This window comes from Gemmobacter caeruleus, assembly GCF_008271655.1.
GTDB classification, from domain to species: domain Bacteria; phylum Pseudomonadota; class Alphaproteobacteria; order Rhodobacterales; family Rhodobacteraceae; genus Gemmobacter; species Gemmobacter caeruleus.
On sequence record NZ_VKKX01000053.1, the window covers coordinates 42,299 to 57,163 of the forward strand.

Sequence of the window (14,865 nt, forward strand, 5' to 3'; positions counted from 1 at the left end):
CATGGCAATTCAAGTTCTTATGCCCGCGCTTTCTCCGACCATGGAGGAAGGCACGCTGGCCAAATGGCTGGTGAAAGAGGGCGATGTGGTCAAATCCGGCCAGATCATCGCCGAGATCGAGACCGACAAGGCCACGATGGAATTCGAGGCGGTCGATGAGGGGATCATCGGCAAGATCCTGGTGGCCGAAGGCAGCGCCGGCGTGAAGGTGAATACCCCGATCGCCGTGCTGGTCGAGGAAGGCGAAAGCGCCGATGCCGCCGTCGCGGCCCCTGCCCCGGCGGCGGCCGCCGCGGCACCCGCCGCCGCAGCAGCAGCGGCCCCGGCGGAACCCAAGGCGCCGGTCGCGGTCGTCTCCAAGGCCTCGCCCGACTGGGCCGAAGGCACGCCGATGAAGACCATGACCGTGCGCGAGGCACTGCGCGAAGCCATGGCCGAGGAAATGCGCGGCAATGGCAACGTGTTCCTGATGGGCGAGGAAGTGGGCGAATATCAGGGCGCCTACAAGATCAGCCAGGGCCTGCTGGATGAATTCGGACCGAAGCGCGTGATCGACACGCCGATCACCGAACACGGCTTTGCCGGCATCGCCGTCGGCGCGGCCTGGGGCGGTCTGAACCCGATTGTCGAGTTCATGACCTTCAACTTCGCCATGCAGGCGATCGACCACCTGATCAACTCGGCCGCCAAGACCAACTACATGTCCGGCGGTCAGCTCGGTTGCCCCATTGTCTTCCGTGGCCCGAATGGCGCTGCGGCCCGGGTGGGCGCACAGCACAGCCAGGATTACGCGGCCTGGTATGCCGCCATCCCCGGCATGCGGGTGGTGATGCCCTATTCGGCGGCCGATGCGAAGGGCCTGCTGAAACAGGCGATCCGCGATCCGAACCCGGTGGTGTTCCTGGAGAATGAAATCCTCTACGGCAAATCCTTCGAGGTGCCGGACCTGCCCGATTTCACCATCCCCTTCGGCAAGGCCCGCATCTGGCGCGAGGGCAGCGATGTCACCATCGTCAGCTTCGGCATCGGCATGACCTATGCGCTGGAGGCCGCCGACAAGCTGGCCGCCGAGGGCATCAGCGCCGAGGTGATCGACCTGCGCACCCTGCGCCCCATCGACTATGACACGGTGCTGGCTTCGGTCATGAAGACCAACCGCTGCGTCACGGTCGAGGAAGGCTTCCCCGTGGGCTCCATCGGCAACCACATCTCCTCGGTGATCATGCAGCGCGCCTTCGATTATCTCGACGCGCCGGTGATCAACCTCTGTGGCAAGGATGTGCCGATGCCCTATGCGGCCAACCTTGAGAAACTTGCGCTGGTGACGACCGCCGAAGTGGTCGAAGCCGTGAAATCCGTCTGCTATCGCTGAGGTGTGACATGGCAATCCAGGTTCTGATGCCCGCGCTTTCGCCCACGATGGAAGAAGGCACGCTGGCCAAATGGCTGGTGAAGGAAGGCGACGAGGTGAAATCCGGTCAGGTTCTGGCCGAGATCGAGACTGACAAGGCCACGATGGAATTCGAGGCCGTGGATGAAGGCGTGATCGGCAAGATCCTGATCGCCGAAGGCAGCGCGGGGGTGAAGGTGAATACCCCGATCGCCGTGCTGCTGGAGGAGGGCGAGGATGCCTCGGCCGCTGCTGCGGCGCCCGCGCCCAAGGCCGAAGCTGCGGCCCCTGCCGCGCCGACTGCCCCCGCTGCCGCTGCTGCGGCGGCGCCTGCCCCGGCAGCGCCCGTTGCATCGGGGGGCGCGCGGGTCTTTGCCTCGCCGCTGGCCCGTCGCATCGCGGCGGAAAAGGGGCTGGATCTGACCTCGGTCAAGGGTTCGGGTCCGCATGGCCGCATCGTCAAGGCCGATGTCGAGGGCGCCACGGCGGCCCCGAAAGCCGCGGCACCCGCCCCGGCGGCGGCACCCGCCCCGGCGGCACCTTCGGCCGATGCGATCAAGAAGATCTATGCCGACCGCGCCTATGAGGAAATGCCGCTGGACGGGATGCGCCGCACCATCGCCGCGCGCCTGACCGAGGCCAAGCAGACCATCCCGCATTTCTACCTGCGCCGCGAGGTGCAACTCGATACGCTGATGGCCTTCCGCGAACAGATCAACAAGTCGCTGGAAGGGCGCGGGGTCAAGCTCAGCGTCAACGACTTCATCATCAAGGCCTGCGCGCTGGCCTTGCAGCAGGTGCCCGATTGCAACGCCGTCTGGGCGGGCGACCGGGTGCTGAAGATGAAACCGTCGGATGTGGCGGTGGCCGTGGCCATCGAGGGCGGGCTGTTCACGCCAGTCCTGAAGGACGCCGACAAGAAATCGCTTTCGGCCCTGTCGGCCGAAATGAAGGATCTGGCGGCGCGTGCCAAATCCAAGAAGCTGGCCCCGCATGAATATCAGGGCGGCAGCTTTGCGATTTCCAACCTCGGCATGATGGGGGTCGAGAATTTCGACGCCGTCATCAACCCGCCGCAGGCCTCCATCCTGGCCGTGGGCGCCGGGGTGAAGAAGCCCGTGGTGAACAAGGCGGGCGAGGTCGTGGTGGCGACGATGATGTCGATGACGCTGTCGGTGGATCACCGGGTGATCGACGGCGCGCTTGGCGCGGCCTTCCTCAAGGCGATCATCGAGAACCTGGAAAACCCGATGACCATGCTGGCCTGATCCGGCCTTGTGCGACAGAAAAAGACCCCCGGCGGCGACGCCGGGGGTTTTGTTTTGGTTCAGCGCGCCCGGCTTTCCAGGGCGGCCAGCAGGCGCCAGCTGCGCCGGCCAAGCGTCACCAGCAACCCGACCAGAATGATCCAAAGCGTCAACTGCATCACCGTGGCCGCCGTCACCGTCAGCGGCAGAAAGGCCGCGACCAGTGCGCCCACTGTCAGCGCGGCCATCCGGTGCGGCTTGGCCATCGGCCCCGAGAAATCGGGGGTGAACCCCTCGGCCCGGCCCAGTTCGCGCAGATAGGCGGTGCCCACGGCCAGCGCCGCAACCGCCAGCCCAAGCGCCGCACTTCCCGCGACCAGCCCCGCCCCCCAGAGAAACAGCAGGTCCGCCACCCGATCGGGCGCCTCGTTCCAGAACGGCCCCGAGGGCGCGCCCTGCCCGCCCTCCACCGCGACCATCCCGTCAAGCAGGTTACACAAGAGCCGCGCCTGCATCGTGACGGCGGCCAGCGTCAGCGCCATCGCCTGCAACGGTCCCAGCGTGGCCGAAGCCCCCCAAAGACACAGGAACCCCAGCAGCCCGAAAACCATCGAGGCCTGCGAGATCTGGTCGGGGGTAAAATCATGTTCCGCCAGCCAGAGCGCGGCTTTCTGCGCCCAGCGGCTGTTGCGGCTGGCGATCGGGCGGCGGTTCCCCTCGGCCGGATCGCCCCGCGCCGGATCGGGTGCCGGAGCCTCGGCCGTGGCGGGATCATCGGGGTAGCGGGCCTTCGCCTCGGCCTCAGCCGCCTCAAGCGTCGTGAAGATGTCGCGCAAATCGCTCATGTCAGGGACCAGCCGTAGCGAACCAGATGAAAGAAGATCGGGGCGGCAAAGACCACGCTGTCCAGCCGGTCGAGAAAGCCGCCATGACCGGCGATCAGATGGCCCCAATCCTTGATGCCCTTGTCGCGCTTGATGGCCGACATGACCAGCCCGCCGAAACTGCCCATCAGCGTCACGACCAGCGCCAGCGCGGCGGCCTGTGGCAGGGAGAAAGGCGTCATCCACCAGAGCGAGGCCCCCGCCGCCGAGGCGGTCAGCACGCCGCCCACCAGCCCCTCCCAGGTCTTCGAGGGCGACAGGCTGGGCGCCAGCGGCCGACGGCCCACCAGCTTGCCCCAGACATATTGCATGACATCCGACAGTTGCACGGTGAAGATCAGCCAGGCGATCAGGATGACATTGCGCCCTTCATAGCCCGGAATATGCAGCGACAGCAGCGCCGGCACATGGCTTACGCAATAGATGCAGATCATCAGCGCCCACTGGCTTTCGGCCACGCGCGCCAGAAACCCCGCCGGGCTGCCCCGGAGCGCCGACACCACCGGCATCAGCAGAAAGGCATAGACCGGGATCAGCACGGAATAGAGCCCGTACCATTCGATCGCGACCAGCCAGTATTGCAGCGGCAGCACGATGAAAAAGGCACCCAGCAAGGCCCAGTGATCGGCGCGCGCCTTGCTCGTCAGGGTCAGGAATTCCCGCAGCGCGGCAAAGGACAGCACGGCAAACAGCACCACGACCCCCGCGCGCCCGGCCAGAAAGGCCAGTGCCAGCAGCACGACCATTCCCCACCAGGCGGCGATGCGGGCGTTCAGATTCTCGATCACCGGGTTTGATCCGTCGGGGGCGATACGGGCGCGCAGCACCTCGCCGATGATCGTCGCGACGATCAGGATCCCGGCCACCCCCGCCAGCAGATAGATCAGATGCGGCGAGGTCATGGCGTCCCTCCGGTCTGGCGCAACGCCAGAAGCGCCGCCTCGGCCCGCGCAAGAAAGGTCTCTTTCGGCTCATCCGGCTCCAGATGCAGCGGGGCGCCGAAATTCAGCGTGCAGATCAGCGGCAGGGGAATGACCTCACCCTTGGGCATGATCCGGTTGAGGTTGGAAATCCAGACCGGCACCAGATCGACGCCAGGCCGCTGCCGCGCCAGATGATAGAGCCCCGACTTGAACGGCAAGAGCGGCGCCTCGCCCATGTTGCGCAGCCCTTCGGGAAAGAGAATGAGTGAATCGCCCTGATCCAGGGCCGCCACCATCAGCGTCACCGGATCCTCCACCCGCTGCTCGGGGCGGCGGTCGATCAGCACGGCGCGAAACACATCGCGCCCGATAAAGGCCCGCAGCGGCCGCGCCAGCCAGTAATCCAGCGCTGCAACCGGCCGCGTGCGCCGCCGCAACATCGCGGGCAACACCGTCCAGATCAGCACGAAATCACCGTTGGAGGTGTGGTTCGCGTAATAGATCCGCTGCGCTGGCACCGGCTCGATCCCGGTCCAGAGCGCGCGGGGCGCGGTGACAATGCGGGCAAAAAGCGTGATGGCCTTGCCCGCAATCACCGCCGCAAAAGCCCGGAGCCGCCCCGGCGGGGGCGGATCCTGCGGCGCGATCCCGGGCTGGTCCATTCCGGGCCTCACTCAGGCTGCACGACCTGGTTCATGGTCAGTGCCGGCTGGTCGCAGCCGGCTTCACCCACCACGCGCGCCGGTACGCCCGCCACCGTCTTGCAGGGCGGCACGTCCTGCAACACCACCGACCCGGCAGCGATCCGGGTGCAATGGCCGATATGGATATTGCCCAGCACCTTGGCCCCGGCCCCGATCAGCACGCCATTGCCGATCTTGGGATGGCGGTCGCCGTCTTCCTTGCCGGTGCCGCCCAGCGTGACCGAATGCAGCATGGAAACATTGTCCCCCACCACCGCCGTTTCGCCGATCACGATGGAATGGGCATGGTCGATCATGATGCCCCGCCCGATCTGCGCCGCCGGGTGGATATCCACGCCGAACACCTCGGACACCCGCATCTGCACGAAATAGGCCATGTCATGCCGCCCCTGCGACCACAGCCAATGCCCGACGCGATAGGCCTGCACCGCCTGATAGCCCTTGAAGAACAGAAGCGGCTGCAAATAGCGGTGGCAGGCCGGATCGCGGTCATAGACCGCCACCAGATCGGCGCGGGCCGCCTGCCCCAATTGCGCATCGGCGCCATAGGCCTCGTCCGCCAGTTCGCGCAGCAACTGCTCGCTCATCTCGCCCGAGGCGAGCTTGAGCGAAAAGCGGTAGGCCAGCGCGCGTTCCATCGTCGGATGGTGCAGCAGGCTGGAATGCACCAGCCCGCCCAGCAGCGGCTCGATTGCCAATGCGGCGCGCGCCTCGTCACAGACGCGCGACCAGACCGGGTCAAGCGTCTGCAATTTCTGGATCGTCTCGGCCATGATGCGCCTCCGTCTGGTTCTCCTGCATAATATACAACCAAATCCGGAAACGACCAGCCTGCGACCGCGATCCGCCGCGTCACAACGTCAGGCTGATCTCACGCGCCGGCCCCGGGCCAAAACGGGCCGAGATCTGCGCCACGCGGAACTGAACCGTGCCGCTGGCACCATCGGCGGCCTGTTGCGCCGCTGTCCAGGTCCAGGCGGGACTGGTGGTTTCATGGTCGCGCAACAGCGTGCCCTGATGCCAGACGGTGATGCGATAACGCTCGCTCTCCTCGCCCAAAGGCACTTCCTGCGATTGCCAGCTGTCGCCGTCGATGCGCGTCCGGCGAATCCAGCGCAGCGCCACATCGCCCGACGCCCCGCGTTCGGCCAGCAGATGCACCGGGGCATAGGGCCGCAGCCCGACCCCGTCAAAGCTGCGCTCCACATGCACGACCGAGCTGCCCTCATAGCCCTTGCTGGCCACGCCAACCCGGTAATGCCGCGGCAAGCCCCGCGCCGAGGTCGCCAGATCGAGCTGCACCGGCGTCCGGTCCAGCAGCACGACCTGTGACCCGATAGGCCAGGACTGCGGCGCGATCGCATCGGTGCCAAGCTGACCACGCAGCCGGGTCGAAAGCTCCCATGTGCGGGGGGCGACAAGCTCGGCCTTGCAGAACTGAAAAACCTCCCAGTCGCCGGTCGCCGGATCGCCGATGGCCATCGCATTGGCCCCGTTCAGCACGGCCCGCGCCGAGGCGGAGGAAAGGCTCCCCGAACTCAGCCGCACCCGCAGCGGCGCGCCGCGATCCCACAGGCCGGCCGCCGCGGTCTTCAGCGCCGTTTCCGTGCGCCCCACCGTCGCCCCCGCCGCGATGGTGCGATTGAGCGTATAGCCCTCATCTTCATCCGAGGACCAGACCGCCACCGGCCCCCGCCAGGGACGGGCGGAAATCGCGACATGTGGCGCATGCGGCACCTCGTCGCCGGTCAACAGCGGCAGATCGAGGAAGACCGGATAGACCGGCAGATCGGGCACGAAACTGCGCGAGGGCCCTTGCTCTGCCGCGACATCGGCGGGGCGGTAAAGCCCCGGCTCGGTGCGCACCGCCTCGATCGTCTGCACCTCGGTCTGCTCGACCCGGTCGATCCGATAGCGCTCGCCCCCCATTTGCACCACATCGCCCGCGCCCAGCTCCAGCTGGCTGCGCGGCAGCGAAAAGCGGGCAGTGTCGCGCGCCACCTGCGCCTCCGACAGCCAGCGTTCCGCGATGCCGATCCCCTCGGCCGAGGTCAGCAGCATCGGCAGATCGGTCTGCGATACCGCGGGCGAGGTTTCGTCGGGCAGCCGGGTTTCCGAAACCCGCATCTCGAAATCCGCCTCCGCGCGGTAATGCCCGATCAGCACCCGCCCCGCCACCTCGACCCCGGGGCTGCGCTGCACCTCCAGGGGCGCCGCGGCATCGCCGCCCAGCACCAGCGCCGCCGGATCAAGGTCGCGCGTCACCCGACCATCGCGCATGCGGAACCGCAAAACGCCCTCGCGCTCCACCGCATCGAAACCATGCGCCAGCATCAGCGCCTGCAAGGCCGCACGGGCCGAGCCGACCTGTTCCTGCGCATAGCCCCGCACCACGCCGCGCAGATCGCTGACATCAATCCGCGTCATGCCCGCGCGTTCGCAGATCTCGGCGACCACGGCGGCAAGCGACTGGTTGCTGGCCCGTCCCGTGAGCCAATGGCCGCGCTGATAATTGTCGCCATCCGACCAGACATCCATCTGGTTGGGAAAGGCCGGAAAGGGCCGCGCATCCCAGGCCCAGGCATGGGCACGGCTCCAGTCGATCATCCGCCCTTCATAGATCGGCGAAACCGGGTTGTTCTCAGGCATGCGCCAGTGGTCGCGCATTGCGACAAGATACTGGAACTGCATCAGGTCATCGCGCCGACCGCTGGAAAATTTCGGCAGCATCGATTCCGACGATTTCGGATCGAGGAACTTGTTGGGCTGATTGGCCCCCTTGTCGATCGCCGCGCAACCATATTCCGTGAACCAGATCGGCTTGGATTGCGGCACCCAATCGGTCGGCGCCGCCGCGCGTTCACCGTTCAGCCGGTTGAAGTGCAGCTCCGACCACCAGGACCGGATATCCTTGTAGCGAAACACCCAAGGCTCGTCATAGGCGCCATCGGTGATCGGCTTGCGACGCTGCGACAGCTCGCCCTCGAGGCTGTCATAATACCAGTCAAAGCCCTCGCCTCCCTCGACATTGGCCATGAGATAATCGCGCGCATGCACCGAACCCCAGGCCGCATCCGCGTGATCCTCGCCATCCCGCCAATCCGACAGCGGCATGTAGTTGTCGATCCCGACAAAGTCGATATTCGGGTCGGCCCAAAGCGGGTCGAGGTGGAAATACACATTCCGCCCCGTATGATAGCCGAAATATTCGCTCCAGTCCGCCGCGTAGGAGATCTTGGTCTGCGGCCCCAGAATGGCGCGCACCTCGGCGGCCAGCACCCGCAGCGCCGCCACAGCGGGAAAGCTGTCGCCCGCGCCGCGGATCTGGGTCAGCGCCACCATCTCCGACCCGATGCAGAACGCATCCACCCCGCCCGCCGCCGCGCAAAGATGGGCATAATGCAGCACGAAGCGGCGAAAGCGCCACTCATCCGGGCCTGCATAGGCGACAGTTTCGCCATTGGTGCTGAAATCCGACGGGGCAGCGCTTCCGAAAAACGCGCTGACCTCGGTCGCCGCCGCCGCCGAACGGTCGGTGCTGCCGGGCTGGCCGGGGGCCTTGTCCAGCGTGATCCGGCCGCGCCAGGGCAGCGGCGGCTGGCCCGGCTCGCCGGTCCAGGGGTTCGGCAGGCTGTTCTGCGCCATCTGGTCCATCAGGATGAAGGGGTAGAACATGACCTGCTTGCCACGCGCCCGCAGCGCGCGGATCGCCTCCACCACCGACGCGTCCGAGGGCGTGCCGCCATAGATCGACGCCCCGTCGATGCGCGGCACCTCCTGCGCCGCGGCGCGGCCAATGCCGCCCGCGCTCCAGGTCTGGCCCTTGCCCTCCAGATCAAGCTGCTCGACCTTGGGGCGGATCTCGCAGGCGCCGCAACGCAGATCGCCCCCGAACCACGACACGACCAGCGAGACCGAGCCGCATTCCGGCAACTCCATCTCCAGCTGGTCCAGCGACACGGCAAGATCGGTCTTGTCCTGCGGCGTATGCACATTGGCCGAGCGCAAGACCTCGTCCCCCTGGGCATAATGCACCTTGGTCGTGGACAGCGAGAACTCCCCCGTGCCCGGGATCAACGCCACCCCGCGCACCGCGCGGCGCATATCGGTCATCGCATCGGCCAGCGCGCCCTGCGCCGGGCGCACCACCTCGAACGAGAATTGCGGCACCCGGTTGCCAAAGCGGCCCAGTTCAAGATCCTCGATCACGACATAGGCAATGCCGCGATAGGCCGGCGCCTTATCCGCCCCTTCCACCGCCTCGATCTTGGGGTCGGGCAGCTGCGCCTCATCACCACGATAGACCCGCAGGTTCAGCGATCCCGGCGCGATCTCGACCCCATCGGCCCAGATGCGCCCGATGCCGCCGATTACCCCCTCGCACAGCGCGACCGCCAGCGAAATCGAATAGCTGTAGCTGGTGGTCTTGGGCTGCGGGGTGCCCTTGCCGCCGCCCGAGCTATTGACGCTTTCCTGAAACCGCGTCGCCCAGATGACCTGGCCCGCGACGCGCATACGCCCCCAGACCTGCGCGACCGCCGCCCCCTCCGAGGCGCCCATCAGGCGGAACCGCTCCACCCGGCCCACCTCCACCGCCTCGGCGCCGCCGCCCAGGATGCGCTGGTCGATGGCGCGACCGACCGTCGCCCCGATGGCCCGACCGATCACCGCGCCGGACAGACCCAGAACCGTGCCGCCAAAGCCCGCACCAAATGCAGCCCCTGCGGCGGAAAGCAGTATCGTCGCCATTCATTCGGCTCCTTCAGGAAAAGCAAATCGCGCCACGATGCGGCGCTGCCAGGGGGCGGAAAGCGGGCTTTCGACCACACCATGCCCCGTATAGGCGTGAATGAAGCTGGGCTGCGCCCCGACCCGGGCCTGAATACCCAGATGCTTGGCCACCGCCCCCTCGCGCATGCGAAACAGGATCACGTCGCCGACCGACGGCGATGCCAGCGGCCTTGCGATCAGGTGCCGAACCGCAGCCGCATGAAGCCGTTCGATTCCAGAGGCTTCTGACCAATCCTTCGTGTAATCTGGCACGTCTTCCGGCTCTGCGCCGTACAGCGCGCGCCAGATCCCGCGCAGCAGGCCAAGGCAATCGGTGCCAGCACCCCGCGTCGCGCATTGATGCAGATAGGGCGTGCCCAGCCAAAGCCGCGCCTCTGCGACCACCGCCGCGCCCGTCATCGCTGCAAGCTCCCCCCGTCATTGACCGAAGCCGAAGACGGGTAAGACGACAGCCAATCCTCACCTGGAATATGAGGAAAGCCGCGAAAGTTCATGAAATTGTTGAACTTTGCCAAACACGTTTCTGCCCTGCGGTCGCAGCCGGCCTCCAGCCGGACCTGATCTCCGGGGACAAGCGCCGCCCCGGGGGCCTGCCACAGCTCCACGCTGCGACGCCCCTGCGCTTCGGCGCGGTCGGCCTTGATCATCACAGTCAGGCCCGCTGCGGCGCCGGTCAGCACCGTCAGCCGCCCGCGCTCGAACCAGCGATCCTCAAAGGCTGCCATACCCGACAGGGTCAGCAACGCCCCCTCCGACACCGCCTTGACGCTGCGTTCCGCTGCATAGCCCGGCAGGGTCAGGTCAAACCCGCAAGCCGCATCGCCAAGGGCCGCACCGCAAAGCCGGTGATATATCCGCCCCTGCGGCACGTTCAGCCGCTCGGCCAGGCCGCGCAATTCGGCATTGAAGGCACCGCCCGCGCGGGTGATTTCGCCCAGCGAGCCGCGGAACAACATCTGCCGGTCGGCCACATCCTTCCAGTTGACCAGCCAGACCCGGATCTCGGCGCCGTCATAGCGGCCCGCCAGGATATCGGCCTCGGAAATCGCACCATCACTCAGCGCGCCCATGGCCTCGGTATTGTCCACCGCCAGCCCCGTGCCCTGCTGAAGCGCGCGGGCGGTCAGCCCGGTATTGGCACGAAAGACGATTTCGCCAAAGCTCAGGTCGCGGTCATGATCGGTAAAGCCCATCACCACCCCGTCTCGCCGTGTGAGCGCCCAAGCCTGGCAGACATTGGTCGTGCCGGTCGCCAGATGCGCGTGAAGATCCGCCTTGCTCATCAGACCCGCACCTCCACCACCGGCACATTCGGCACATCGCCCGCCTGGAACGACGCGACCGAGGTCTGGATCCGGTCGGTGTCAAAGCGCACCGGCACGTCGAACTCGAAGCCGGCATGGATCACCGCGCCCCGCGGCGGCGCGGTCTCAAAGGTCACAAGCCCCATGCGCGTATCCAGATCATATTCCAGCCCCGCGACCTTTTCGTCGCGATCGACCGCGATCTTCACGCTTCCCTTCACCGGCTTGGCGATCGGGCGCACATAGCTCTGCGCGCCCGAACGATAGGTCTTGATCAGCTCGAACACCGTCTGGCTGCCATCGCCGGTCGCCAGCACCTGATCAAAAGCCGTCACCGCGCGCGAGGACGGGCCGGATTTGTAATCCGACCAGTCCTTCCAGCGAAACCCGTAAAGCTGCCCGCGCCGTGCCTCGAAAAAGGCAATCAGCTCCGCCACATCGTCCAGCGACCGCAGGCCCAGCCCCGCATCATAGCGGCGGCGCGAATGGGCCCAGGGCGTGTTGCGCTCCTCGAACCCGTTGGCCAGCGTCACGATCTCGGTCCGCCGCTCCGGCCCACCGACCGAGCCGAAGCTCAGATTGGCGGGAAAGCGCACTTCGTGAAACCCCATGATCCCCTCCTCAGCGGTTGCGCTGCCCACGGGCCAGCGCGCGGCTGGCCTGGGCCGCGATCTGGCTCTGGCTGCGTTGGAAGCCCTGCACGTCGGGCGTGGTGATGTTCATGACCACGGTCACCGGCCGTCCGCCGCCCGCGCTCTGCACGCCCAGCCGGCCATCGGCACCCCGCGTTAGCGGCATGATCGCCTCGGGACCGGCCTCGCCCATCAGCCCGGTCGCACCCCGCATGGGAAAACTGACCGGCGATGCGACGACGCCCCCCTTGGCAAAGGGCATCACGCGGCCCTGGCTGAAGGCGCCGCCCCTGGCAAAGGGCATGAAACTGCTCATCAGCCCGTTCAGCCCCTCGGCGACAAAGCCGCCGACAGCCGCCTGAACCGGCTTCATCGCCACGTTATAGACGGTGTCCACCATCGTCTGCGCCACCGATTTCAGCGCGTCCGACAGCTTCATCCCGTCAAAGACCAGCCCGTCAAAGGCACCGCGCAGCCCGCGGCCAATACCGGTCGCCAGGTTGTCCACCTCGCGCCCGGTAAAGACGAGACTGTCGCGCAGCCGCGACAGCTCGCCGTCAAAGGCGGTCACCACCCCGCCCGTGCCCGTCAGCGTCGCCTCCAGCGCCGCGATCTGGTCTTCCAGCGTTTCGGTCTGCGCCATGCGCCGGGCCCTCCTGCTTCACATCGGGAAAGGCGCGCGCCAGTTCGTCCAGCCGCGCCCGTGTCAGCGCCGGGGCCAGCGTTTCCGCCCCCAGCATGATCCGCAATTCCAGCGGGCTGAGCCGCCAGAAATCGGCGGGCAACAGGCCAAGCCCCTTCAGCCCCGCCTGCATGAGCCCCGGCCAGTCGAGGCACCGGCTCATGCGCCGCCGCCCGCATCGGGCCGACCAAAGGCGCGCGCCAGCAGCTCGGTCGCGATGCGCGCGGCGCCGTAAAGTCCGCCCGCGATCTCGGCCTGGCGCAGGTCGGCGGCGCCGCCCTGCCAGCCGCCGCCCCGCAGCCCCGCCACGATCAGCGCCAGCACGTCGCGCGTGGTAAAGCGCCCCGCCTCGAACCGCTCCACCAGGTCGATCAACCCACCGCCCTCCAGCGTCGGCTCCAGTTCGGCCAGCGCGCCCAGCGTCAGCTTCGCCAAATGGCGCTGGCCGTCGATCACCAGCGCCACCTCGCCTGCCCATGGGTTCGCCATCAGAGCGCCGTGAACACCAGAGCGCCCGCCGAGGCCAGCGTCAGCTCATAGGTCGCCTCGCCGTTATGGCTGCCCGCATATTCGATGGCGGTGATCTGGAACGGCCCCTCGACCACGCCGAAATCGGGGATGATGACCTGGAAATTCGGCACCTCGCCGTCGAAAAAGATCTGGCGGGCGCGTTCGTCGGTATTGGCGTCGCGGAACACCCCCGACCCCGAGATCGAGGCCGACCGCACCCCCGCCCCCGCCAGCAATTCACGCCAGCCGCCCGTGCTTTCCAGGCTGGTCACATCCACCGTTTCGGCGTTGAAACTGATGCGCGAGGCGCGCAGCCCCGCAATGGTCTCGAATTGCTGGCTGCCGTTGATGTCGATCTTGATCAGCAGATCCTTGCCGCTTTGCACTGCCATGACAGTCTCCGATATTGCGATGATCGTCTAGCAAGCCCCGGCGGGGCCTGCCTGATTTCGGGTGATGCGCCGCTCAGTCCTCGACCCGGGCGCTGAAGCGCAGGTCGATGCGCCGCGCCGCGCCCGCATCCAGCCGGCGCGCATTGGCCTTGACGAAACGCAGCCAGACCAGGCGACCGCGGCTCAGCACCAGATCGGCCCCCACCAGTGCGTCCGAGATGCCGACCGCGATTTCCTTCGCCTGAAGAAACCCCGTCGCGTCCGAGATCACGCTGACCACCAGCCGGTGATCGGTGCCCGCGCCGCTCTGGTCGCCGGCATCCAGCGCCTCTTCGGGGCCCAGCACGACAAAGGTGCCGCTGCCCCCGCCCGGCGGCAGCGCGTCATGCACCGCCACGCCCGGCAATTCCGCCACCAGCCGCTGATAGATCGCCGCCTGCAAGGCGGCCGCGCTGCCATAGCTCATGCCGGGATCTCCTCGCGTGCGAAACAGGTCAGGAACTGGCCCGCGGCATCGGCTTCGGTCACGGCGACGATGGAAAAGACCCGCGCGCCATCCCGAAACCGCTGCCCCGGGCGCGGCCGCGACGGCGCCCCCTGCGCCGCCCCCCGCACCGTGATGCGATAGCCGACCGAGGCCAAAGTGACCTCTTCGCCCGCCACATCGCGGCCGGTGCCGGGGCGCAGCTCGGCCCAGATCTGGCCCAGCCCCGTCCACACCGTGTCAAAACCCCCAGCGCCATCGGCGATCTGGGTCTTTTCCTCCAGCAGCAGCTGCCGGGTCAGATGCGGCGCGCTCATGCCTCACCCCCGCCCAGCACGCGCACATTGCGCCATTTGCCGATCAGCGCCTGCACCATCGGCGGCACCCCGGCCACCGCCCCGGACGCATGGCGGTTTTCATAGAATTGCGCCGCCAGCAGCAACACCGCCTGTGCCAGATCGGCCGGGATATCCGCCCAGTCCGGGCCAAACCCGGCGGTGAACACGATCTCCACCCGGCCGTCAGTCGGCACCGTGGGCAGCATCATGCCAACGCCGACCAGCCGCGGGCGATGCCGGTCCAGCCGCAGCCGATAGCGTGCCGTCGCCACGACCTGCATAGCCCCCCCGGCCTCGACCAGCGTCACGCTGTCAATGGCCGAAACCGGCGCCAGCGGCAGCGCCTGCGCCGCCGGGTCGCGCCAATCCTCCAGCACCAGCTTGAACTGCCGGCTCAGCAGCGCCTTGCCGATCCGCGCCTCGATCGCCGCCAGTGCCGCCCGCAGATGGCTTTCCACCAGCCCGTCCTGCACCCCGTCATCGGCAAAGCCGGTGCCAAGGCGCAGATGGTCCCTGAATTTCTGGACCGGCAGCGCCGCCTGCGGCACCGTGGTCTGCTCGATCAACATCATGGTCCTGCTCCG

Annotated in this window: 17 protein-coding genes; 2 read left to right on the forward strand and 15 right to left on the reverse strand. The window is 67.3% G+C overall.

From position 1 onward, the window contains the following. The first annotated feature begins 1 nt into the window (after position 1). Together FOA17_RS18240 and FOA17_RS18245 are read left to right on the forward strand one after the other, a co-directional pair. Entirely contained in the window at positions 2–1,372 is a 1,371-nt protein-coding gene (locus tag FOA17_RS18240; RefSeq protein ID WP_149142948.1) for a pyruvate dehydrogenase complex E1 component subunit beta, read from the forward strand. An 8-nt stretch (positions 1,373–1,380) separates the two neighbouring features. Further along, on the forward strand, positions 1,381–2,658 hold the full coding sequence (locus tag FOA17_RS18245; RefSeq protein WP_149142949.1) for a pyruvate dehydrogenase complex dihydrolipoamide acetyltransferase: 1,278 nt from the start codon (positions 1,381–1,383) through the stop codon (positions 2,656–2,658). Positions 2,659–2,717: 59 nt separating this feature from the next. Here the strand turns inward: FOA17_RS18245 and FOA17_RS18250 are convergent, their stop codons facing one another. The 15 genes from FOA17_RS18250 to FOA17_RS18320 form a co-directional block, all read right to left on the reverse strand. Next, positions 2,718–3,482: a CDP-alcohol phosphatidyltransferase family protein gene (locus FOA17_RS18250; protein WP_238991885.1), complete on the reverse strand. Its 765-nt coding sequence runs from the start codon at positions 3,480–3,482 to the stop codon at positions 2,718–2,720. Further along, the gene (locus tag FOA17_RS18255) at positions 3,479–4,423 is read right to left on the reverse strand and encodes a phosphatidate cytidylyltransferase (RefSeq protein ID WP_149142950.1); all 945 of its coding nucleotides are present in this window, start codon (positions 4,421–4,423) and stop codon (positions 3,479–3,481) included. The genes FOA17_RS18250 and FOA17_RS18255 overlap by 4 nt, the downstream gene beginning before the upstream one ends. Continuing rightward, positions 4,420–5,106, reverse strand: a complete 687-nt coding sequence (locus FOA17_RS18260) for a lysophospholipid acyltransferase family protein (protein WP_149142951.1) — start codon at positions 5,104–5,106, stop codon at positions 4,420–4,422. The genes FOA17_RS18255 and FOA17_RS18260 overlap by 4 nt, the downstream gene beginning before the upstream one ends. Positions 5,107–5,114: 8 nt before the next feature. Continuing rightward, a complete protein-coding gene (gene cysE, locus FOA17_RS18265; protein ID WP_149142952.1) occupies positions 5,115–5,921 on the reverse strand; it encodes a serine O-acetyltransferase in 807 nt (268 codons plus the stop codon). Positions 5,922–6,000: 79 nt separating this feature from the next. After that, the gene (locus FOA17_RS18270) at positions 6,001–9,897 is read right to left on the reverse strand and encodes a baseplate multidomain protein megatron (protein ID WP_149142953.1); all 3,897 of its coding nucleotides are present in this window, start codon (positions 9,895–9,897) and stop codon (positions 6,001–6,003) included. After that, entirely contained in the window at positions 9,898–10,338 is a 441-nt protein-coding gene (locus FOA17_RS18275) for an NlpC/P60 family protein (RefSeq protein ID WP_149142954.1), read from the reverse strand. It lies immediately after the preceding gene. Continuing rightward, complete coding sequence (locus FOA17_RS18280) at positions 10,335–11,222, reverse strand: DUF2163 domain-containing protein (RefSeq protein ID WP_149142955.1); 888 nt, start codon at positions 11,220–11,222, stop codon at positions 10,335–10,337. The genes FOA17_RS18275 and FOA17_RS18280 overlap by 4 nt, the downstream gene beginning before the upstream one ends. Continuing rightward, complete coding sequence (locus FOA17_RS18285) at positions 11,222–11,854, reverse strand: DUF2460 domain-containing protein (RefSeq protein WP_149142956.1); 633 nt, start codon at positions 11,852–11,854, stop codon at positions 11,222–11,224. The genes FOA17_RS18280 and FOA17_RS18285 overlap by 1 nt, the downstream gene beginning before the upstream one ends. 10 nt (positions 11,855–11,864) lie before the next feature. After that, positions 11,865–12,518, reverse strand: a complete 654-nt coding sequence (locus tag FOA17_RS18290; protein WP_149142957.1) for a phage tail tape measure protein — start codon at positions 12,516–12,518, stop codon at positions 11,865–11,867. After that, positions 12,433–12,720: a rcc01693 family protein gene (locus tag FOA17_RS18295; RefSeq protein ID WP_149142958.1), complete on the reverse strand. Its 288-nt coding sequence runs from the start codon at positions 12,718–12,720 to the stop codon at positions 12,433–12,435. Before FOA17_RS18295 ends, FOA17_RS18290 begins: the two co-directional genes overlap by 86 nt. Beyond that, complete coding sequence (locus FOA17_RS18300) at positions 12,717–13,046, reverse strand: gene transfer agent family protein (protein WP_149142959.1); 330 nt, start codon at positions 13,044–13,046, stop codon at positions 12,717–12,719. Before FOA17_RS18300 ends, FOA17_RS18295 begins: the two co-directional genes overlap by 4 nt. Beyond that, positions 13,046–13,459: a phage major tail protein, TP901-1 family gene (locus tag FOA17_RS18305; RefSeq protein WP_149142960.1), complete on the reverse strand. Its 414-nt coding sequence runs from the start codon at positions 13,457–13,459 to the stop codon at positions 13,046–13,048. The genes FOA17_RS18300 and FOA17_RS18305 overlap by 1 nt, the downstream gene beginning before the upstream one ends. Before the next feature lie 73 nt (positions 13,460–13,532). Beyond that, the gene (locus FOA17_RS18310; RefSeq protein ID WP_149142961.1) at positions 13,533–13,925 is read right to left on the reverse strand and encodes a DUF3168 domain-containing protein; all 393 of its coding nucleotides are present in this window, start codon (positions 13,923–13,925) and stop codon (positions 13,533–13,535) included. Next, on the reverse strand, positions 13,922–14,260 hold the full coding sequence (locus tag FOA17_RS18315) for a head-tail adaptor protein (RefSeq protein ID WP_149142962.1): 339 nt from the start codon (positions 14,258–14,260) through the stop codon (positions 13,922–13,924). The genes FOA17_RS18310 and FOA17_RS18315 overlap by 4 nt, the downstream gene beginning before the upstream one ends. Beyond that, entirely contained in the window at positions 14,257–14,853 is a 597-nt protein-coding gene (locus FOA17_RS18320; RefSeq protein ID WP_149142963.1) for a head-tail connector protein, read from the reverse strand. Before FOA17_RS18320 ends, FOA17_RS18315 begins: the two co-directional genes overlap by 4 nt. Positions 14,854–14,865 lie beyond the last annotated feature (12 nt).

What these genes read in the sequence shown, in the direction of transcription:
- FOA17_RS18315 (WP_149142962.1), bottom strand. Translation starts at nt 14,260, where the DNA reads ATGAGCGCGCCGCATCTGACCCGGCAGCTGCTGCTGGAGGAAAAGACC.
- FOA17_RS18240 (WP_149142948.1), top strand. Translation starts at nt 2, where the DNA reads ATGGCAATTCAAGTTCTTATGCCCGCGCTTTCTCCGACCATGGAGGAA.
- FOA17_RS18270 (WP_149142953.1), bottom strand. Translation starts at nt 9,897, where the DNA reads ATGGCGACGATACTGCTTTCCGCCGCAGGGGCTGCATTTGGTGCGGGC.
- FOA17_RS18290 (WP_149142957.1), bottom strand. Translation starts at nt 12,518, where the DNA reads ATGGCGCAGACCGAAACGCTGGAAGACCAGATCGCGGCGCTGGAGGCG.
- FOA17_RS18250 (WP_238991885.1), bottom strand. Translation starts at nt 3,482, where the DNA reads ATGAGCGATTTGCGCGACATCTTCACGACGCTTGAGGCGGCTGAGGCC.
- FOA17_RS18300 (WP_149142959.1), bottom strand. Translation starts at nt 13,046, where the DNA reads ATGGCGAACCCATGGGCAGGCGAGGTGGCGCTGGTGATCGACGGCCAG.
- FOA17_RS18245 (WP_149142949.1), top strand. Translation starts at nt 1,381, where the DNA reads ATGGCAATCCAGGTTCTGATGCCCGCGCTTTCGCCCACGATGGAAGAA.
- FOA17_RS18310 (WP_149142961.1), bottom strand. Translation starts at nt 13,925, where the DNA reads ATGAGCTATGGCAGCGCGGCCGCCTTGCAGGCGGCGATCTATCAGCGG.
- cysE (WP_149142952.1), bottom strand. Translation starts at nt 5,921, where the DNA reads ATGGCCGAGACGATCCAGAAATTGCAGACGCTTGACCCGGTCTGGTCG.
- FOA17_RS18280 (WP_149142955.1), bottom strand. Translation starts at nt 11,222, where the DNA reads ATGAGCAAGGCGGATCTTCACGCGCATCTGGCGACCGGCACGACCAAT.
- FOA17_RS18285 (WP_149142956.1), bottom strand. Translation starts at nt 11,854, where the DNA reads ATGGGGTTTCACGAAGTGCGCTTTCCCGCCAATCTGAGCTTCGGCTCG.
- FOA17_RS18260 (WP_149142951.1), bottom strand. Translation starts at nt 5,106, where the DNA reads ATGGACCAGCCCGGGATCGCGCCGCAGGATCCGCCCCCGCCGGGGCGG.
- FOA17_RS18305 (WP_149142960.1), bottom strand. Translation starts at nt 13,459, where the DNA reads ATGGCAGTGCAAAGCGGCAAGGATCTGCTGATCAAGATCGACATCAAC.
- FOA17_RS18255 (WP_149142950.1), bottom strand. Translation starts at nt 4,423, where the DNA reads ATGACCTCGCCGCATCTGATCTATCTGCTGGCGGGGGTGGCCGGGATC.
- FOA17_RS18320 (WP_149142963.1), bottom strand. Translation starts at nt 14,853, where the DNA reads ATGATGTTGATCGAGCAGACCACGGTGCCGCAGGCGGCGCTGCCGGTC.
- FOA17_RS18275 (WP_149142954.1), bottom strand. Translation starts at nt 10,338, where the DNA reads ATGACGGGCGCGGCGGTGGTCGCAGAGGCGCGGCTTTGGCTGGGCACG.
- FOA17_RS18295 (WP_149142958.1), bottom strand. Translation starts at nt 12,720, where the DNA reads ATGAGCCGGTGCCTCGACTGGCCGGGGCTCATGCAGGCGGGGCTGAAG.